18 protein-coding genes and 1 riboswitch are annotated in these 20,622 nt (G+C 36.7%); of the genes, 8 read left to right on the forward strand and 10 right to left on the reverse strand.

Going from position 1 to position 20,622, the window contains the following annotated elements; translation table 11 throughout:
• Positions 1–46: 46 nt before the first annotated feature.
• From DT250_RS25555 to gapN, 6 genes are all read right to left on the reverse strand, one after another.
• Positions 47–250 carry a hypothetical protein gene (locus tag DT250_RS25555; protein ID WP_001063864.1) on the reverse strand — a complete coding sequence of 68 codons (204 nt, stop codon included), beginning with the start codon at positions 248–250 and terminating at the stop codon, positions 47–49.
• Positions 251–488: 238 nt separating this feature from the next.
• Positions 489–1,004 (reverse strand): type 1 glutamine amidotransferase domain-containing protein, encoded by a 516-nt coding sequence (locus DT250_RS25560; protein WP_000037553.1) that lies wholly within the window; start codon positions 1,002–1,004, stop codon positions 489–491.
• 23 nt (positions 1,005–1,027) lie between these two features.
• On the reverse strand, positions 1,028–3,025 hold the full coding sequence (locus DT250_RS25565; protein ID WP_149213898.1) for a catalase: 1,998 nt from the start codon (positions 3,023–3,025) through the stop codon (positions 1,028–1,030).
• A 191-nt stretch (positions 3,026–3,216) separates the two neighbouring features.
• A complete protein-coding gene (locus tag DT250_RS25570) occupies positions 3,217–4,416 on the reverse strand; it encodes an ABC transporter permease (protein WP_149213899.1) in 1,200 nt (399 codons plus the stop codon).
• 60 nt (positions 4,417–4,476) lie between these two features.
• Complete coding sequence (locus DT250_RS25575) at positions 4,477–5,901, reverse strand: amino acid permease (RefSeq protein ID WP_001186291.1); 1,425 nt, start codon at positions 5,899–5,901, stop codon at positions 4,477–4,479.
• 146 nt (positions 5,902–6,047) lie between these two features.
• Positions 6,048–6,229, reverse strand: a riboswitch (Lysine riboswitch).
• A gap of 178 nt (positions 6,230–6,407) precedes the next feature.
• Entirely contained in the window at positions 6,408–7,847 is a 1,440-nt protein-coding gene (gapN, locus tag DT250_RS25580) for an NADP-dependent glyceraldehyde-3-phosphate dehydrogenase (RefSeq protein WP_149213900.1), read from the reverse strand.
• 585 nt (positions 7,848–8,432) lie between these two features.
• Here gapN and DT250_RS25590 point away from each other — a divergent pair.
• From DT250_RS25590 to DT250_RS25615, 5 genes are all read left to right on the forward strand, one after another.
• The gene (locus DT250_RS25590; protein ID WP_147786179.1) at positions 8,433–10,193 is read left to right on the forward strand and encodes an ABC transporter ATP-binding protein; all 1,761 of its coding nucleotides are present in this window, start codon (positions 8,433–8,435) and stop codon (positions 10,191–10,193) included.
• Complete coding sequence (locus DT250_RS25595) at positions 10,190–12,190, forward strand: ABC transporter ATP-binding protein (protein ID WP_149213901.1); 2,001 nt, start codon at positions 10,190–10,192, stop codon at positions 12,188–12,190. The genes DT250_RS25590 and DT250_RS25595 overlap by 4 nt, the downstream gene beginning before the upstream one ends.
• A gap of 271 nt (positions 12,191–12,461) precedes the next feature.
• On the forward strand, positions 12,462–13,259 hold the full coding sequence (locus DT250_RS25605; protein WP_000732834.1) for an amino acid ABC transporter substrate-binding protein: 798 nt from the start codon (positions 12,462–12,464) through the stop codon (positions 13,257–13,259).
• Positions 13,246–13,944, forward strand: coding sequence for an amino acid ABC transporter permease (locus DT250_RS25610; RefSeq protein ID WP_033657688.1), 699 nt, complete (start codon positions 13,246–13,248; stop codon positions 13,942–13,944). The genes DT250_RS25605 and DT250_RS25610 overlap by 14 nt, the downstream gene beginning before the upstream one ends.
• 28 nt (positions 13,945–13,972) lie before the next feature.
• Positions 13,973–14,707: an amino acid ABC transporter ATP-binding protein gene (locus tag DT250_RS25615; RefSeq protein WP_000623593.1), complete on the forward strand. Its 735-nt coding sequence runs from the start codon at positions 13,973–13,975 to the stop codon at positions 14,705–14,707.
• 51 nt (positions 14,708–14,758) lie between these two features.
• On the opposite strand, the gene sasP is transcribed toward DT250_RS25615, so the two are convergent.
• Complete coding sequence (gene sasP, locus DT250_RS25620) at positions 14,759–14,962, reverse strand: small acid-soluble spore protein, SasP family (protein WP_000013339.1); 204 nt, start codon at positions 14,960–14,962, stop codon at positions 14,759–14,761.
• A 435-nt stretch (positions 14,963–15,397) separates the two neighbouring features.
• On the opposite strand from sasP, the gene DT250_RS25625 reads away from it, so the two are divergent.
• Positions 15,398–15,643 carry a hypothetical protein gene (locus tag DT250_RS25625; RefSeq protein WP_046956678.1) on the forward strand — a complete coding sequence of 82 codons (246 nt, stop codon included), beginning with the start codon at positions 15,398–15,400 and terminating at the stop codon, positions 15,641–15,643.
• A 16-nt stretch (positions 15,644–15,659) separates the two neighbouring features.
• On the opposite strand, the gene DT250_RS25630 is transcribed toward DT250_RS25625, so the two are convergent.
• On the reverse strand, positions 15,660–17,120 hold the full coding sequence (locus DT250_RS25630; protein ID WP_149213902.1) for a YheC/YheD family endospore coat-associated protein: 1,461 nt from the start codon (positions 17,118–17,120) through the stop codon (positions 15,660–15,662).
• Positions 17,121–17,140: 20 nt separating this feature from the next.
• On the reverse strand, positions 17,141–18,193 hold the full coding sequence (locus DT250_RS25635; RefSeq protein ID WP_149213903.1) for a YheC/YheD family protein: 1,053 nt from the start codon (positions 18,191–18,193) through the stop codon (positions 17,141–17,143).
• Positions 18,194–18,327: 134 nt separating this feature from the next.
• On the opposite strand from DT250_RS25635, the gene DT250_RS25640 reads away from it, so the two are divergent.
• Together DT250_RS25640 and DT250_RS25645 are read left to right on the forward strand one after the other, a co-directional pair.
• On the forward strand, positions 18,328–19,464 hold the full coding sequence (locus DT250_RS25640; protein WP_141520056.1) for a DUF445 domain-containing protein: 1,137 nt from the start codon (positions 18,328–18,330) through the stop codon (positions 19,462–19,464).
• A gap of 143 nt (positions 19,465–19,607) precedes the next feature.
• Positions 19,608–19,964 (forward strand): YlbF/YmcA family competence regulator, encoded by a 357-nt coding sequence (locus tag DT250_RS25645; protein ID WP_147786173.1) that lies wholly within the window; start codon positions 19,608–19,610, stop codon positions 19,962–19,964.
• A 41-nt stretch (positions 19,965–20,005) separates the two neighbouring features.
• Here the strand turns inward: DT250_RS25645 and DT250_RS25650 are convergent, their stop codons facing one another.
• Positions 20,006–20,602: an NDxxF motif lipoprotein gene (locus DT250_RS25650; protein WP_098133065.1), complete on the reverse strand. Its 597-nt coding sequence runs from the start codon at positions 20,600–20,602 to the stop codon at positions 20,006–20,008.
• Positions 20,603–20,622: the final 20 nt, after the last annotated feature.

A 20,622-nucleotide genomic window follows, 5' to 3' on the forward strand; every position in this document is an offset into this window, starting at 1 on the left:
AACTATATAAAAAGCGAACGAACTGGACTCGCTTTTTATATAATTTTTAAAACGGATCAACTTCAGCTAAATTTGGAGTAGTACTAGGCTGTAGTAAAAGATTTTTTAACGTTCCTACTTCAGAAAGAGCTACTAATATGTAGCCACTAATTAGTACAATAAGCCCAATAACGCGTAACGTTTGTAAGCTTACTTCATTATTATTCGTTTCCGTTGGATTTGGGGGCGTTGAAGGTGGATTGTTATTCATAATTAAGGCTCCCATCTTTTGTATTTATATATGTGTAAAATTATTATTTAACTTATGGATAGGAATCGTATAGTCATTTTCACTATATGAGAAATGCCTATGAAAAGTGATTAGAAATTTGGGGACGAAGAAGGGAGGAATCCACAGGTCATTAAAAATGATATTCCTTTTTAATTTTCATACAAATAAAAAGGTTAACCAAAGTAGCTAAACAGCTATTTTGGTTAACCTCTAATAACTATCCTAATATACGCAATGATTCTTCAATAAACGCTGGGATATCCTCCGGTTGTCTACTTGTTACTAGCTGATTTTGGCATACGACAACCTCTTTGTCATGAAAATTTCCGCCGGCATTTTTCAAATCGACCGCAATGGATTTATATCCAGTCACATCGCGTCCTTCAAGTGTTTGTGCAGTGATGAGTAATTGGGGTCCGTGACAAATAGCAAAAACAGGTTTTTTCGCATCCATAAATGCTTTGCTAAAGCGAACGAAACGTTCATCTGCACGAAGTATATCTGGGGAAAATCCGCCTGGTATGAAGAGGGCATCAAAGTTCTCTGGAGAAACATCATCGATACCTTTATCAATTACAACTTCACTTTTTCCTTGTTTACCGTGTACCGTTTTACCTTTTTCTGCTTCAATAGTTGTTAATTCATATCCCTTTTGTTTAAAAGCTTCTGCGGGCTCTGTGTATTCTGTGTCCTCGAAATAATCTGTTATTAAAGTAGCAATTTTTTTACTCATTCTAATCCGCTCCTTACATTATATTATCGGTTCCAGAATCGTCCTTGGGAAATGCTTTCTATAAATGATTCAATTGAAGTATCTGTTAAGTTGTAAACTCCTGCTCCATCCAGTTTAACCTTACTATGGTCTAAAGCATGAGGGTCGCTAAGGACATAGGCTATCGGTTTAAAGTGTTTAAAAGTAGTTTCTGCAAATTCTAAAACAGGGGGTTTAATGACAGATTCACTACTAAACACTAAGACTGCATCAAAAAGTGAGGAGTCTGCTGTTGTATAAGTATCCGTTACTTTAATAGAATCATTGAAATGATGAATTTTATTATCTATGATGCCATAGTTAATTCGGTGCTGTGCAAAAGCTTGAATCCATTCGAACAGAAGGGAAATGCTTGGATCGCCATTTAATAGAATTGCCACATTTTTGGAATCAGCTTTAAAAATAGTATTGGACATGCTGAGTGCAGGTGATTTTGCATCCGAATTTATTTCTTGATTTTCCTTAGGCAAGGGAGCTCCAATCATGTTAGCGACTTCCTTTGCTAATTGACGATCGACGTGGTTTAAAAGAGCAATTACATTTGCCTTCACCATGTCTGATTTGCACTTCCCAACTTCAAAGCAAAATGCGTCTTTTATGTGCTGCTTTTCAATAGCATTCATACTATTGTAGAAAAGTTTAGCCTGAGAATAAAAGTTAAGGAAGCTTTTACTGCGCCCCCTAATTTTATGTCCATCAACCTTTTCTTGATAATGTTCATATCCGCCCTGTTCGGCTTGGACGGTTGCTGGTTGATTGTTATTTAAGCCATTAGGATGATAGCTTGTTTGACCGCGATGAATCTGCATTTGATGCATACCATCACGTTGATTATTATGAAAAGGACATACAGGCTGGTTAATAGGAATTTGGTGGAAATTAGGACCTCCTAAACGAGATAATTGTGTATCTGTATAGGAGAACAATCTTCCTTGCAGAAGAGGATCATTTGAAAAATCAATACCTGGTACGACATGGCCAGGGTGAAAAGCTACCTGTTCCGTTTCGGCAAAGAAGTTATCAACATTTTTGTTCAGTGTCATTTTACCAACTAGTTTTACAGGAACTTCTTCTTCAGGCCATAGTTTCGTTGGATCTAAAATATCAAAATCAAATGCATGCTCATCTTCTTCCGGAATTAACTGTAATCCAAGCTCCCATTCCGGATAATCGCCTTTTTCAATTGCTTCGTATAAATCTTGACGATGGAAATCAGGATTTTTCCCAGCAATCCTTTGAGCCTCATCCCATACTAATGAATGAACCCCTAGGGTAGGTTTCCAGTGAAACTTTACGAAGTGGGCTTTTCCTTCTTTATTAATAAGTCGAAATGTATGAACTCCAAAACCTTCCATCATTCGTAAACTACGCGGAATTGCGCGATCACTCATCTGCCACATAACCATATGAGTAGACTCGGGATTATGCGCAACAAAATCCCAAAATGTATCATGAGCACTAGCTCCCTGAGGAATATCATTATGTGGCTCTGGTTTAACTGCATGTACAAAATCAGGAAATTTAATAGCATCTTGGATAAAGAATACTGGCATATTATTACCTACTAAATCATAGTTACCTTCATCTGTATAAAATTTTGTGGCAAATCCGCGCACATCTCTTACTGTGTCATTGGATCCTTTAGAGCCTTGAACGGTCGAGAACCGTACAAATACAGGTGTTTTTTTTGAAGGGTTAGTAAGAAAATCTGCTTTTGTATATGCCTCTAAAGATTCATAAAGCTGAAAATAACCATGTGCGCCAACTCCGCGCGCATGAACAATCCTTTCAGGAATTCGTTCATGATCAAAGTGGGTCATTTTCTCGCGAAAGTGGAAATCCTCCATTAAGGTTGGGCCTCTTAAGCCCATCTTTAAAGAAAATTCATCCTCGGCTATTTTTACTCCTTGGTTTGTTGTTAAAGCATGTTTGCATTGATTATCTGTAATGTGATGTTCCAATTGCTCCATTTTCTTATTCACAATATAGGCACCTCCTTTGCCCTGTTAATTTAATACATACCCTTTTTATTAGGACGTAAACATGTATTATCGTTTTTATATGTAAAATTATAAAATATCGATTGTGCCGATGATTCTTGTTTGAGGAGGAAAAATAAAAAAGCCAAGGAGAGAATTTATTTTCTCCTTGGCTTTTATGATAATCCCTTTCGTTAAAACGAGGAAACGCGTTGCTTCGTTTTTGGTACAATAATACATTTGATCCAGAGTAACCCGACAATCATAATGATAAGGCTATGTAAAAATTGACTTGTAGCAATGAGTATAACAATTGAAAATACAATGAGTTGAATGCTTAGCAATATAAAGATTAAGTGAAGAAATTGATTCATTCGTTTTTCAGTATCAATTGGATATAATGCTACAATAATATTTCCCGAAAAATATTTCCACAGGGAACGGAGCTGCATAGAAATCATATATAGGACGATATAAGCGATAGCGCCTTTTACGTATATGTTTGGTATAAAATATAAGGCGAAGGCACCGATCAACCCTAAACGAATATATATACCGAAATAATCATTCCCGCGTAAAAATGCTAGTGTATGTAAATAGAAGAAAGTTGCTCGTTTTTTATGTAATAAAGGTTCAATCCAATTTGTAAGCCATTTTCTTTTACTTACTTGCTTATTTAGTTGTGGAACATCGGTGAAAATGCTAGCAAATTGATAAAAACGAACGTTCATTTTTTCTTCTTGCTCGATTATGTAATCCCACGGTATTCGTTTTGTAGGCTGTTTTTTCGTGTATAGAAGTAGGAAAGCAAGTAGTAAGAGCAATCCGCCTAATATGAGAACATGTGCCGAGTAAAATAGCATGTAAATGATTAGGGCGTTACAAGCAATACGAATAATGAACCATATGTTTTTTTCATGGCTATCACGCCACATCCAATGTATGTACATGTTCCAAGCTTTCGTAATCATTAAAACGATAAAGATTGTACATAAGAAAGGTACAGTTAATTGTAATGATTGCAGGGCAAGTGGAACGAGAATAAGGAACGTAAATAATAATGGGAAAAGCTGAATGATGTAATTATATAGAAGAGATTTTTTAAAATAAGACGTTAGTTTCTCTTCTAATGCAAGCAAATAGACAGCATCAGGTTTTTGAATAAATGTACGGATAGGACATCTCGTTATAATCACTGTTAGGACGATTGTAATAAGTAATAAAGATAGTCCTTTAGAAGGAGCTGTCTTAAGAAACTTTGCGTAATAGTAAGCACCTATACAGGCAACGAAGATAAAGCTATATAGTAAACCGTTAATCATACGTGCAAAGTATGTAATGATATTTTGCATATGTTGTTGGAAGCGACTGCTCCATAGTGATTCAATTGACATGTTTTTCACCTCTTTGTTCTATTATATATGTTTTACAAAAGAAAAAACGAGCAAATTGCGTTATGCAACTTGCCCGTTTTTCTTTTCTTTATTTTTTTTCTCATCACGATTCATTAATGGATAGAAAGCAAATCCGATTACGAATAAACCAATTCCGAGAAGGAACGTTTTTATGTCGGATGCGCCGGTTTTAATAACCCATAGTGCGTAACAAAGTGCGATTACTGCGACTATGCCATCTGTAATTCTTGCCCGCATTTCATTTTTATATGTTTCACCAGTTGCGACTAGTTTTAACTGGAAGATTGGTGAAACGAGATATGGAATGAGGTAGGCTAGTGTTGATACGGTAATAACGAATGTATAAGCTTCCGCAATTGTTCCGGATAGTGTTGAGAATAAGAACACTTGTGACATAATGTTTGTTAATCGTAATGAGTAAATTGGACTTCCTTTTTTATTTGTTTTCGTAAAGAAGGAAGGGAAGAAACCTTCTTTTGCAGCTTGATAGGGTACTTCTGAGCTTAATAAAATCCAGCCCAAGATAGAACCGAATAGGGAAGTAAGAGCAAGTAATGCCATCAGTTTCCCGCCGCCATGCCCCATTGCAGCGTTTAATGCGTCTGCTAATGGACGTTCAGAAGCTTGTAATTTATCAACGTGAAGTACACCCATTGTTAAAATTGTAATTCCTAAGTAAATCGCAACTGTAATAAGTAATCCCGCAACCGTTGCGCGTTTTACTGTTTTAGGAGAGGTAGCACGGTTTGATAAAAGTACTGCTGATTCAATTCCGATAAATGCCCAAAGTGTTGTAAGAGCAGCTAAATTTACTTGTGAAAGAAGGCCGTGTGATACACCTGATTTATCGATCATCGGTGTGTACCATTGTCCAAACTTAGAAGCTTCGAATGCAAATAACGTAACGACGATGAATAAAAGGAATCCAGTTACTTTCGTTGTTGTTGCTAAGAAGTTTAGCTTTCCAGCCCCGCTTACACCGTTTGTTAATATAATATGAGTTCCCCAAAGTAAGATGGAACAAATCGTAAATGTAATTAGTTTTCCGACTTCTATGTTAAAAGAACCAATTGAAAATAGTAGTCGTGTATCTTTCATAATTGGGAAGAAGAGTGATAAATATCCCGCAAATGATGTAATGATGGCAACGTTACTTGCCCAGTTTGCTACCCAATATCCCCATACCATACTGAAACCAGCCATTTTTTTCTTTTTTGGTGTTGAGAATAAAGCATATGCATGACTTTGTGGTCCTGTCGTTAAATCAGGACGACGAATTGCTAAATTACCGAAAACAAGAGCTAGCATTAAAACACCAAACCCTGTTGTTAACCAAGCTAAAGTGACACCGAGAGGGCTTGCTGTTTGTGCCAACGTACTTGGCACCATGAAAATACCAGCGCCAACCATGTTACCGACAACGAAAGCTGTTAATACCCAAAAGCCCCATTTTTTTTGTTGCATAGAAAATACCTCCAAAGTTAGTATAACCAAGTCAAGCGAGGAGATATGTATGTCTTCTTAGTAGAGAAGAGAAGTCCCAAACAAAACAAAAAAAGCACGTAATTTGCCGCTACATGCTTTCTATCTTATAAGAAACCCACGACATACCTCTCGATAGCTCTCCACAAACGAAACGTTTGTGACAGTTCTGCACTTATTAAATGCAGACCCAGCAAGTGTGCATGGTGGACACGACTTACTTCGGCAATCATTCCTTTCTCATTCCTTCATCAATGCCACTACATCTCCTGAAATGATACTTTTAATGACTGCAACCTCTACCTCACCGAGATACGAATGAGGATTTAAATATTAAATTAACGTCTTTAAGAGTAACAAATGAATTTTTATACGTCAATGGATATAGTAATAATCAGATTATAGGGAAGAGTTTGTGATTAGGAATGGATAATTATTTGATATAAAAAGAAGCTGATCTAAAACTAGATCAGCTTCTACATATAAGATTAAACGAAGTTTAATACAGTTACTTTTTCACGTGTCATAGACTCAAGGCTCTTACGAATACCTTGTGCGCCCATACCTGAACCTTTTACACCGATGAATGGGAAGTGGTCAGGGCCGCGCTCTGTACGTCCGTTAATTTGAACAGAACCAGTTTCGATTTTGTTAGCAATTGCAAATGCTTTGTTAATGTCTTTTGTGAAGACACTTGCTTGTAAGCCGAACTCTGATTTGTTAGCAATTTCAATTGCTTGCTCATCTGAAGAAACACGGATGATTGGAAGGATTGGGCCGAATGGCTCTTCCCAAGCAACTTTCATTTCTTCTGTTACGTGGTCGATTAATGTTGGGTAAATTAAGTTACGCTCACGTTTGTTACCGATAATAATTGTTGCACCTTTTTCTACAGCGTCGTCAACTAAACCTTGAACGAAGTCAGCAGACTTGTCGTCGATTAATGGAACGATTGTGCTATCTTGTTCTGGAGATCCAACTGATAGTTCAGCTACTTGCGCTTTTAATAAGCTAACAAGCTCATCTGCTACGTTTTCGTGTACAAGTACACGTTTAATAGCTGTACAACGTTGACCAGAGTAAGAGAATGCACCGCTTACGATATGGTTTGCAGCATCTTGTAAGTCAGCATCTTCACGAACGATACCAGGGTCTTTACCACCAAGTTCTAATACAAGTGGAATCATTGCAGCTTTTTTCGCTAAATGTTTACCTGTATTTGTACCACCTGTGAACGATACCATATTGATGCCTTCGTGTTCTACTAAGTAGTCACCAATTACAGAACCACGTCCTGTAGCTACGTTTACAAGACCTTTTGGAAGGCCAGCTTTATGTAGTGCTTCAACCATTTTAATACCACTAATTGCACCTTGAGTTGCTGGTTTGAAAATAACAGCGTTACCCATAATTAATGCTGGTGCAAGTTTTGCAGCAGATAAGTTTACTGGGTAGTTAAATGGTGCGATTGCTAATACAACACCAAGTGGTGCGCGTTGGATGATCGCAAGTTTAGATTTCGTTCCGCCAGGGAAGCTATCGCCCATCATGCTTTCTCCGTGCATATGAAGAGCTTCTTCAATTGTGTAACGAATGAAATCAGCTGTACGAACAACTTCTTTCTTCGCATCTTTATATCCTTTACCGACTTCTTTCATAATGATATCGGCAATTTCATCTTGCATATTTACGAGCTCATCAGCCCATTTATATAAATATTTTGCGCGATCTTGTAGAGAAGCTTCTGCCCATGATTTTTGAGCTTCTTTTGCAGATGTAATTGCTTCATCTACTTCTCCGCGAGTAATTGCTTGTACTTGTCCAATTACTTCGTGTAAGTATGGAGATGGAATTTCGATTGTTTCTCCTGAAGAGCTTTCTCTCCATTCTCCGTCTAAATAAAATTTGTACGTATTGCTAGTTGTCATGATTAGTCCTCCTAAAATAGCAACTTGTAAGAGTGAGTATAAGGTGATTGTAGGGTGTTTGATAACATTTTTCAAATGAAATGTTTGTGAAAACGATTTCTTATTCTTTTTTTATTTTGTATGCCCTTTCTTACAGAAGATTCCCTTATTTCAAAATGATGTAGCGTATATTTTTATTCATTGTGTAAAAAAACAATTGACAGAATACTCAATAAAGTTGTAAGATTATAAATGGAAAATAAATGAAGGGGGTGTGCGTAATGATTGTAATCGTAAATGTGATGGGCTTAGCTCTGTTAAATGGCAGAAAACATTCATATCATTACGCAACCCGTGCGGATATATAAGGCATCTTTGTCTTATAAAAAGCGTACGTTGCGTATATCGTAACGTACGCTTTTATGCATTTTTGTGCATATCGTCAAGCGGCGGTATGCTTTTTTTTGTTTTCCACATTACTATATAAAATTTTGGAAGGTGGAAAAATGTGATGAGATTGTATGGATTACGAAATGTAAATGTGATGGATCTGGATAGTGGGTAAAGAAATGGGAGTGAAACGAGAACGAGAAGGGAGAGGTTACATTGTTATCAGTATTACTAAAGTTAAAATGGTTTTTTAAAGAGCATTGGAAGAGATATAGTATCGCCATTGGAGCTCTTTTAATTGTAAATATAGTTGAAGTCATTCCCCCGAAAGTGTTAGGGGTTACGATTGATAATATAAAAACAGGAACGTTAACGAATGCAGCGATTATGCAATTTATTCTTATTTTAATAGGGGTTACGGTAATTGGATATGGTCTTACTTTCGTTTGGCAACATCAATTGTTTGGGGGAGCATTCGTACTGGAGAAGACGATGCGCTCTAAATTTATGGGGCATTTACTTAAGATGACACCGACGTTTTATCATAAAAATCGTACTGGTGATTTAATGGCGAGAGCGACAAATGATTTAAAAGCAATTGCTATGACAGCTGGTTTCGGTATATTAACGCTCGTGGATTCGAGTTTATATATGCTTACGATTGTCTTTATGATGGGATTTACAATCAGTTGGGAGCTTACATTTGCGGCACTTATACCGCTTCCGATTATGGCGTATGCGATGAACATATATGGAAAGAAATTGCATGAGAGATTTACAGTTGCGCAAGATGCGTTCGGAGATATGAATGATAAAGTACTTGAATCGATCGCTGGTGTGCGCGTTATTCGTGCATACGTACAGGAAAATGCAGATGTGGGAAGGTTTCATCATTTAGGAGATGACGTCTACGAAAAAAATATGAAAGTAGCAAGAATTGATGCATTATTCCAGCCGACGGTGAAAATGCTTGTTGGCCTTAGTTATTTAATCGGTTTAGTGTACGGCGCATATCTTGTATTTCAATCAAAGGTGACACTTGGTGAACTTGTTTCATTTAACGTGTATTTAGGGATGATGATTTGGCCGATGTTTGCAATTGGCGAATTAATTAATGTTATGCAAAGAGGAAATGCTTCGCTAGACCGTGTGAATGAAACGTTAGCGTATGAACCAGATGTCAAGGATCCGAAAAATCCAAAGCTTGTACAAGAGCCGGATTATATTCAGTTCGATGACGTTACCTTTTCATATCCTTCATCAACTGAAACAAATTTAAAAAAGGTTTCATTTACATTAAAACAAGGGGAAACGCTTGGGGTTGTTGGAAAAACAGGAAGCGGAAAAACGACGCTCGTACGCCAGCTTCTTCGTCAATACCCACTTGGAGATGGGGATATTGCAGTCTCTGATGTGACGTTAGATAACATAACGAATGAAAATGTACTCGGATGGATTGGGTATGTACCTCAGGAACATATTTTGTTCTCAAAAACAGCGAGGGAAAATATTTTATTCGGAAACCGAGAAGCGACTGAAGAAGAACTCGAGAAAGCGATTGAAATTGCGGCGTTTACAAAGGATTTAGAGTTTTTACCAGAAGGGTTAGAAACGCTCGTTGGAGAGAAAGGTGTTTCTTTATCGGGAGGGCAAAAACAAAGGATCTCGATTGCGCGAGCTGTTATTCAAAATCCGGAAATATTAATTTTGGACGATTCTTTATCAGCTGTTGATGCTCGTACGGAAGCAGCAATCATTGAAAATATAAGAACAGAAAGAAGCGGAAAGACGACAATTATTACGACGCATCGTTTATCTGCCGTACAACATGCGGATTGGATTCTCGTTATGGATGAAGGTGAAGTAATGGAAGAGGGTACGCATGAACAGCTTATTCAAAGCGGAGGCTGGTATGCGGAGCAGTTTGAAAGACAACAAGGTGAAAGTGAAAGTGCGGATAGTGGGGTGAAAATATGAGTGTTTCAAAACGATTGTTTCAATATGCGATGAAAGTGAAAGGGACGATTTTTGCAGCGATGCTAATGTTATTTATTTTCGTCATCGCAGAGCTTGCTGGTCCTTTCGTCGCGAAAACGATGATTGACGATCATATCGTTGGAATAGAGAAACCGTGGTATGAAACAGAAAAGAGTGAAGAGGCTGTTTCGTATAATGGCACCTTCTATAAGCGAAGTGATCGCTTTGGAGAAGGGGAGAAAAAAGGAAAAGAAGTACGTGTGATGCAAGTTGGTTTTCAATATTATTTTGTACCGAATAAAGTAAATCTGGAAGGGTCACGTACTGTAAAAGATGATATGATTACCGTCCAAAATGGTAAGGCAGTGCAAGTGTATAAAGCGAAATCATTAACGAAAGAAGAAGTGTTTGCGTTTTATAAACCAGAAATAAACCCCCTATTATTACTTGGTGGTGGTTATTTCGCTTTATTAGTAGTTGTCTCATTATTTGCATACGGAAAGCAATTTTTCCTACAGAAGGCAGCGAACAAAATTATTCAAATTATGAGGGAAGATGTCTTTTCTCATATTCAAACGTTGCCGATTCGTTATTTCGATCATTTACCAGCAGGGAAAATTGTATCGCGTGTAACGAATGATACGGAAGCCATTCGTGATTTATACGTAACGGTACTGGCGACATTCGTTTCTAGTATCATTTATATTATTGGGATATTCGCTGCGCTATTTTTACTCGATGTAAAATTGGCGACGTTATGTTTACTTATTATCCCGATTTTAATTGTTTGGGCAATTCTTTATAGAAAGTATGCGTCTGTATACAATCATAAAATGCGCTCACGTTTATCTGATATTAACGGAACAGTGAATGAATCTATTCAAGGGATGCCGATTATTCAAGCGTTTCGTCAAGAGCGTGAAACGAAGAAAGAGTTTGAAGAATTAAATGGCGATTATTTTAAATATCAAAATAAAATTTTGAATTTAAATGCAGCAACTTCCCATAACTTAGTTTCTGTATTAAGGAATATTGCTTTCACAGGTGTGATTTGGTATTTCGGTGGTGCTTCATTAAGTGCTTCAGGCGTTATTTCTCTAGGGATACTGTATGCGTTCGTTGATTATTTAACACGATTGTTCTCGCCAATTACAAATATGGTAAATCAGCTTGCTAACTTAGAACAATCGCGTGTTGCATCAGAACGTGTTTTTGAATTGTTAGAGGAAAAAGGGGAAGCAGTAGAAGAGGAACGTATGCCTTGCTTACAAGGAAATGTAAAGTTTGATAATGTGTCGTTTTCTTATAATGGAAAAGATGAAGTGCTAAAAAATATTTCTTTTGAAGCGAAACAAGGAGAGACAGTGGCACTTGTCGGTCATACTGGATCAGGAAAAAGTTCCATTATGAATGTACTCTTCCAGTTTTACGAGTTTGAAAAAGGGAAGCTTACGATTGATGGTCACGATGTAAAAGAGATGCCGAAACAAGCAACGCGTGAACATATGGGAATCGTACTGCAAGATCCGTTTTTATTTAGCGGGACGGTCGCTTCTAATGTAAGCTTAGAGAATGAAAAAATTTCAGAAGATCGCATCGTAAAAGCATTGCGTGATGTTGGCGCTGAACGGTTTGCGAACAATATAGATGAAGAAATTACGGAGAAAGGAAGCACACTTTCAACCGGAGAACGTCAGCTTATTTCGTTTGCTAGAGCACTCGCTTTTGATCCAGCCATTTTAATTTTAGATGAAGCAACGTCTAGTATTGATACAGAAACAGAGGCGATGATCCAACAAGCGTTAGAAGTTGTGAAAAAAGGAAGAACGACATTTATTATCGCTCACCGTCTTTCAACAATTAAAAGCGCAGATCAAATTATTGTGCTTGATAGAGGAACGATTTTAGAAAAAGGCTCTCATGATGAACTAATGAAAAAGCGCGGGCGTTATTACGATATGTACAAAACGCAAATGGAAGGAAACCAGAGCGCTTAATATGTATGGAGGAGAACTTGTGATTTTCACAAGTTCTTTTTTAGTGAATCAGGGCTGTTAAATAAGAAGTATTGTTTTACCTTTTTCTTTATAAATGCTATATTAAAAAATGTTACTTATTTTTTGTATGTAGCGTTATTTTCCCCTTTTGTTTGATTATGAAGAAAAAGGATAAACTAAATAAGAACATTTTCATTGAAAAATTGTTCAAGATTGCATACAATCAATATAGTTTTTAAATTCCTATCAGAATACTTGGAGGATTACCATCATGAAAAAATTATTTTCAGTACTTGCAGTAACTACATTAGCAATCGGGATTGTAGCGGGCTGCGGTAAAGAAGAGAAAAAAGATACAGCTAATCAAGATGCGTTACAAAAGATAAAACAAAGTGGTGAACTTGTAATTGGAACAGAAGGTACATATCCACCGTTCACATTCCACGATTCAAGTAATAAATTAACTGGATTTGACGTTGAATTAGCAGAAGAAGTTGCAAAACGTTTAGGAGTAAAACCTGTATTTAAAGAAACACAATGGGATAGCTTACTTGCTGGTCTAGATGCAAAACGTTTCGACATGGTTGCGAATGAAGTTGGTATTCGTGAAGATCGTCAAAAGAAATATGACTTCTCTAGCCCATATGTTTCATCTTCAGCGGTATTAGTTATTGCGAAGGATAAAGATAAACCTGCTACATTTGCTGATGTAAAAGGATTAAAAGCAGCACAATCTTTAACAAGTAACTATGCAGATATTGCTAAGAAAAATGGTGCGGAAATCACGAATGTAGAAGGCTTTAGCCAAGCTGCAGAATTATTAAACACTGGCCGTGTTGATTTCACAATTAATGATAAATTATCAGTGTTAAATTATTTAGAAACGAAAAAAGATGCAAAAATTAAAATTGTAGATACAGAAAAAGAAGCGTCACAGAGTGGATTCTTATTCCGTAAAGGTAGCGACAAGCTAGTACAAGAAGTAAATAAAGCGTTAGAAGATATGAAAAAAGATGGTACGTACGATAAAATAGCGAAAAAATGGTTCGGTGAAAATGTATCTAAGTAGTGCGTTGGTTTCAGATCGATTGTCTACTTGGATAGATATTATGCAGTCTTCCTTCATGCCTATGCTGAAGGAAGCTGTATTTACGACAATTCCATTAACGCTTATTACATTTATTATCGGGATTATACTTGCGACGTTAACAGCGCTTGCACGTATTTCAGGTAGTCGTATTTTACAATGGATTGCTCGTATCTATGTATCTATCATTCGCGGAACGCCACTTCTTGTACAGTTATTTATTATTTTCTATGGTCTTCCAACTCTTAATATTGAAGTTGAGCCATATACAGCAGCAGTTATTGGATTTTCGTTAAATGTTGGTGCGTATGCATCTGAAATTATTCGTGCTTCTATCCTTTCAATCCCGAAAGGACAGTGGGAAGCAGCTTACACAATTGGGATGACATACCCGCAAGCATTAAAACGTGTTATTTTACCGCAGGCAACGCGAGTATCTATTCCGCCGCTCTCGAATACATTTATTAGTTTAGTGAAGGATACTTCATTAGCATCGTTAATTTTAGTAACAGAAATGTTCCGAAAAGCGCAGGAAATTGCGGCAATGAACTATGAGTTTTTAATTGTTTATTTCGAAGCAGGTCTAATTTATTGGGCAATTTGCTTCTTATTATCTATTGTGCAACAAATATTAGAAAAACGTTCAGAACGTTACACTCTAAAATAACCCTTTCATAAAAGGAGTTTTTGTTTTTATGATTTCAATTCAACATTTACAAAAAAGTTTCGGAGATAATACCGTACTAAAGCATATAGATTTATCAGTTGAGAAGGGGGAAGTTGTTGTTATTATCGGGCCATCGGGATCTGGTAAAACGACATTCTTACGTTGTCTCAACGTGTTAGAAACGCCGAACGCTGGTAATATTCGCATCGGTAATAAAGAGCTCGACTTCTCTCAAAAAGTATCGAAGAAAGATATTGTCAATCTTCGTACGCAAACAGGTATGGTATTCCAGCACCATAATCTATTCCCTCATTTAACAGCACTTCAAAATGTAATGGAAGGGCTCGTTACAGTGAAAAAGATGGGGAAAGAAGAAGCGAAGAAAAAAGCAAACTATTTCCTTGAAAAAGTTGGTCTTGCGGATAAAGTAGACTTATATCCGTTCCAATTATCAGGCGGACAACAACAGCGCGTTGGAATTGCTCGCGCGCTTGCGATGGAGCCGGAAGTATTACTATTTGATGAACCGACGTCAGCACTTGATCCTGAACTTGTTCAAGAAGTTCTGAAAGTAATGAAAGAACTTGCTAAAGAAGGCATGACGATGGTGATTGTAACGCACGAAATGCGTTTTGCGCATCAAATTGCGAACCGCGTTATTTTCATGGATGGCGGTGTCGTTGTCGAACAAGGTACACCAGAAGATGTATTTACAAATCCAAAAGAAGAACGCACGAAGAAGTTTTTACAAATGTTGCAGTAAATGAAGGAAGGTCTCAAGGCATATGCCTTGAGACCTTTTTGCCATATATATTTATTTTTGGAATCCGCCAAGGCTTTGCTCAGCCATTGCAACTAGACGTTTTGTAATTTCTCCACCAACAGAACCGTTAGCACGAGCCGTAGAATCTGCTCCTAATTGTACACCAAATTCTTGAGCGATTTCGTACTTCATTTGGTCGATTGCAGCTGTTGCTCCTGGTACTACTAATTGATTTGAAGAATTTTGGTTTGCCATAGGAATATATCCTCCTTAGAGTTATAAAAATTTTTTTTGGTTGGACTAGCTGGATTTGAACCAGATTATCGCCCCGTTTGGCGCTAATCCATCGGTAATTAAGTTTGTACTCATAGTATGGATGTTACCTAGAAAGATATACGAAATAATAATTTGTAAATTTTGTAAAAAATCTTAGTGATTTCGTAAATTATGAAATAAGAGTAATCGTTGTATTTTTTAGAAAGAAGGCTAAACTAAGAGCGATATGAAATATGTTTTTCTTTTTGTATCCCGCTATTGTGGGGCAAATCATTAACTTCTTATTTATGACTTAATAAAATTAAATCGGTAGCAACTTTATAGTTCTATTTTAAGTAGGGGGACAGGGCTCCGATGCACGGCTAGATGCTCTCTTCAATCTGCTTGTAAATGATAACGTATGGAGGAATCGTGATGGGAATTTGCCCGCTTTGCAACGCATTAGAATCACAAACATATTCTTGTCAAAATTGCCAAGGTATACTCCAAGATTATGGAAAAACTGTAGATTACATAGACGATTATAGTGCGTATATGGACCAAGAATTATTGAGTGCAGTAGATGGATTAACACATAATAATTCAAATGAATACTGCAATCATATTTTTTATTGCGGAGTATGTAACGTGGAAACAGAGGTAGTAGTGAAACTTGTGTAAATAGAAAACTTCCACCTTATGAATGAGGTGGAAGTTTTTGTTTTTGTATTTGTGAGTGAATCATAGGGGATGGGATACGTTCGGTGTTTGTTGGAGTTCCGGATTTTATTTGAGACATTTTTTCTTTTGCATCGCGTAAAGAATGTTCAGTTAAGTAGATGGCATATTCGTAAAATAATTGGCGCGTCAGTTCACTTTGTTCTTTTAACTTTTCATCTTGGAATACAGTTCGCCCAGGTTTAGAGTTTGCTTCAAAGAGCCACGGGTTTTCCCCTGTGTCTAAACCGATATCAAAACCGATTTCTCCAATATTTCCGGTTACTTGCTCATCGAGCGCGTAACTGATTTGTAAGGCTGTATGTTTTAATTTATTTTCAATTTGAACTTGTTTCGTTGAATCTGGAAAAAGTTCTTGCAGTAATTTTGTATCGCCACCGCTATTTACATGCGTTGTTAAGCTACCTTTGCCAGCAATTTTTGCAACGATTGCACTGACCATCCATTGGCCGAAATGATTTTTATTTGTATGAATGCGAAAATCAACAGGTTGCCCATCGAAGCGAAGTAAGGAAATACCTTGTTGTACGATAAACTTTTTTAAATCATGTCCTTTTAACACATGGTTCAGAAGCGTTTCTAATGATTGGTACTTTCTTAGTTTATTTTCTTCATTTTCGCGATAACGACAGTAGTAGCAATTCTCTGTTTGAGAGTAAAATATTTGATGAATGTTTCTCCCGAAGCTACCGTGTACCGGTTTCATGTAAACAGATTTATACGTGCCAAGAAAGCGTTCTACTTGTTCGAAATGTTGAAAAGCTTCCGTGTTTGGTAATAAGGGAGTAATGGATTCATCTTTCATAAGAAGTTGATGCACTTCCCATTTATTGAAAAACCCTGGGTTAAACCACGGAATGGAATAGTCATGCTCTAATTTTCTTTTTGCTCTTACGATCGGTTTATAATTTTCGGCTTTCCGATTTGGTAATCGATCATAAATGACATTTGGTAAAGGGACTTTTTTCTTAATCCACTGTTCCTCTTGAAAGAAATACCCTTCAATTGTTTCGTCTGCCCAGTTTATATGTTGCACACCAAAAACAAATACAAATGGTCGCAAGGTGAATGGTGGCGTTAGTAACTCGCTGAGAGAAGTTGAACGGTTTCCTAAAGGATTAGAAGAGTCATCGTTAAAACCAGTTGTGAAAATCCCGATTAATGGTCCGAAAATAATGGTTTCATTTTGCGTGAATGCATGGATAGTAGTGGAATGAGGAAGTAAAAGTTTCTCTGCAATTTGTTTTCCGATAATGATTTCGCGAGTAAAGGAATAATGAATTTTCACCTCTTCACTTGCAACATGGCGTACGCCGAAGGAAAGAGATGCAATTGGTGGTGTAATGGAAAAAATGTAAGGTAAAGTAATACTATTTGGATGCTCATCTGAAATGTTTAATGTATATATGTGCTCTTTCAAAATGGTGTTACCTCCTTTCATTATGGTGTGAAGCGACTAAACTTTAGTGGTCCGTGATATATTTTTTCGGCTAGTGCATCACTATGACGAATGTAATGTTCGTACGGGGGAATCGTGTTGACATACATAAGCCAAATTGCCCCTTTTTGATCCATAATGGTGGAAAGCTCTAGCTCGAATAACGAAGAATAAGATTCATCTAATGTTTGAAACACTTCATTGATAATGTCATGTAAAGCGTCCTGTAATAATTGTACACCGGTACTAGATAGTACGTATTTAATTTTTGAAAATGAATGCAGTGTAGCATCTTCAGTTGCCGAAAGTAAAAGTTGATTCGGAAATGAGCTTTTTTGTATAAATTGGCCGATAGCATTCCACTTTTGTTCTTTATTTTTTTGCAAAATGGTTCGAATATGGAGCGGGTATGTTAATTGATTTGGTGGTTGCAGCATTGTATGGATGATGTAACGTGCTGATCGTATGTTAGATTTGTACCAAGATATAAATTCATCTGTCCGTTTGATTGGAGTAGAAGTATGATAGTCATCATTTATCGTATCGATATGAAACGTTTTGTTTTTATAAGTGATCCGGTACAGACTTTCATTGGAATGTGTGTTAGTAGGCCGTATAATAATATCTTTTGTTTTTAATAACAGTTTGAAAATGTTTTGTATCGTTGCTATTTCAAATTTTGGTATATAAGGAGATAATTTTTTATTCGTGAGAAATAAATCATGAAGTTCGCTTAAGTCAATGAGTGTGTTATTTAAAAAGGTAGTGGTAGGACGGTTGTGTAATGAGTGAATAATTGATTTTGCTTTGTTGAAGTCTGTTTCCTCGTTAAAAGAAGAACGATCGTAAATATAAGAAGGAATAGGGAATATTTGCTCTTTCCATTTTCCTGTATCTGTATCATAAATAAGACCAGAGACAAGGTCTGTTTTAGGATCAATACCAAATGGCGTAAACTGGGCCACGACATTATGATAAAGCCGAGCGCGTTTAGCGATTTCGGTGTAATACATTTGCTCATAATGAGGGTGAGAAGTTAAAATACCGAGAACCAACGAAATCACTCCTTTACTAACAAAATGTTGGCATAATAGGCATAGCTATATATTGCAAATACGTTTTTATACCATTATACTTTTGTCCGTATGATGATATGCTATAGTTTTGGAGAAGCGAAAGGTTGATTGTAATGAATATATGGTTAAGTATGTTAACGACGACAGGGCTCGGAGCGATTATTGGAGGATTTACAAATCATTTAGCGATAAAAATGTTATTTCGTCCTCATCGCCCTATTTATATTGGAAAGTTTCAAGTTCCATTTACACCAGGGTTAATTCCGAAGCGCCGCGATGAACTTGCTGTTCAATTAGGAAAAATGGTTGTCGAACATTTGTTAACGCCAGAAGGAATCGGAAAGAAATTAACAAATGAAGAGTTTCAAAAAGGTTTAATTCAATGGACACAAGTAGAAGTGGATAAAGTAATTACGAATGAACAGTCGTTACGACATATGTTAGAAAAATGGAATGTAGCGTATGTAGAAAAAGAGGCGACCGGGAAAATCGAACATGTGATTACAGAAAAAATAGAGGCATTTTTAGCAGAGTATTATACATATACATGGGAACAGGCTTTACCTCATTCTGTTCATGAAAAAATAGAGAATACAATCCCAAATGTCTCGGCATTTATTTTAGAGCGAGGAATTAGTTTCTTTGAGAGTGAAGAAGGGAAAGCACGTCTTTCAAAAATGATTGATGATTTCTTTGCTTCTAGGGGAACGCTACTTAACTTAGTCGGAATGTTTTTAGGGAATGTAAGTGTAGTGGATCGTGTGCAACCAGAAGTCATTAAGTTTTTAGGGCAAGATGGAACAAAGCAGCTTTTAACTGACGTACTGCAAAAAGAGTGGGAAAAGTTAAAAGGAAGAGATGTAAAAGAAGTAGAAACGTTTGTAGAAAAAGAAATGATTGTAAGCTCCATATTGTCAGCGGTTAAAGTTGAAGAAACAGTGAGTAAATTTTTAAATCAATCTGTGCAGCAAGTATGTGAGCCAGTTCGAGAAACAATCAAGGAAAAGTTAGTCCCAAGTGCTGTAACGAAAGGCTTAAAGTGGGGGACAGAAAACGTAGAAAGTATATTAAACAATCTCCACCTTGCGGAAATTGTCCAACAAGAAGTGTCTACATTTTCAACAGAGAGACTAGAAGATTTAGTGCTGTCCATTACAAAAAATGAGCTGAAAATGATTACGTATTTAGGTGCATTATTAGGCGGAATGATTGGACTCGTGCAAGGGCTATTCCTGTTGTTCCTTATGTAGTAAAGATAAGTACATAGAAATAAAAGTGAAATTTCTTCACATCTCTTGCATAGTTTGATATGGTAAGAAGAGGTGCGTATGTAAATGCACTTAAAAGGCGGTGCGCATGATAAGCGCTAGCCTTCTAAAGGAGGAAAAATAAAATGACAAAAAACATTCATGATGTTGCATATGAATTACAAAAAGCAATCGCTGAAAACGAAGATTTCCAAACATTAAAAGCAAGCTACGCAGCAGTTCAAGCTGATGCAAATTCAAAGAACTTATTCGATGAGTTCCGCACAATGCAACTTGGCCTACAACAAAAAATGATGCAAGGTCAAGAAATCACTGAAGAAGATAACCAAAAAGCACAAGAAGTTGTAGCTCGCATTCAACAAGATGCTAAAATCACAAAGTTAATGGAAACTGAGCAACGTTTAAACATCGTTATCACTGACGTTAACAAAATTATCATGCAGCCACTTGAAGAATTATATAACGCGCAACAACAAGCGTAATAGTGGAAGACGCTCCTGTATAGGGGCGTCTTTTTTGTTTGTTATTTGTGGAAATACTCAGTCTCAATATTCTTTTCCTTCAAAAATGTTTCAATTTCTTTTTGCTTCCTACCATTAACCTTCTCAAAGCGTTTTGTAAAAGAAAAATCAGTTTTGAATAAGTTACCATCTTGCGCGAGTTTATCTAATTCTTGCTCTAGTTCCACTGAAAGTGCCGTAGACGCTGAAATGTAATCATGAATTTCCTTCGAAGGCTGTTTGTAATCATCAGGAATCGTATTGTTACTAATAAAATTAAGGAAATTTGCATCGTTTTGTTGCGCTAAATCTACTAGTTGTTTTAATTTCTTCCGATCGGATTCCGTGACTTCCTCGTCAGACATGGCTGACGAAAGTGGAACGATGTTTTCGTCTAACTCTCCGCTATAATTTAAATACGTTTTTATATTTTGTTTCATTTCGTCTTCGTTAATCGTTTCATTCTTTTTTGAGGAAGTGAATATAGTTTCTGGAATTTTTATCGTTACATCTTTAATAGATTGCACATCGTTTTCTTCCTTATGTTGTGCACGGTTTGAACAAGCTGATAGAAATAAAATTGTAAGTAACATGAGTAGATATAAAGTATACTTCTTCATTTTAATCTCCTCTTATATTC

The organism is Bacillus sp. AR2-1 (genome assembly GCF_008368755.1).
Lineage (GTDB): Bacteria > Bacillota > Bacilli > Bacillales > Bacillaceae_G > Bacillus_A > Bacillus_A wiedmannii.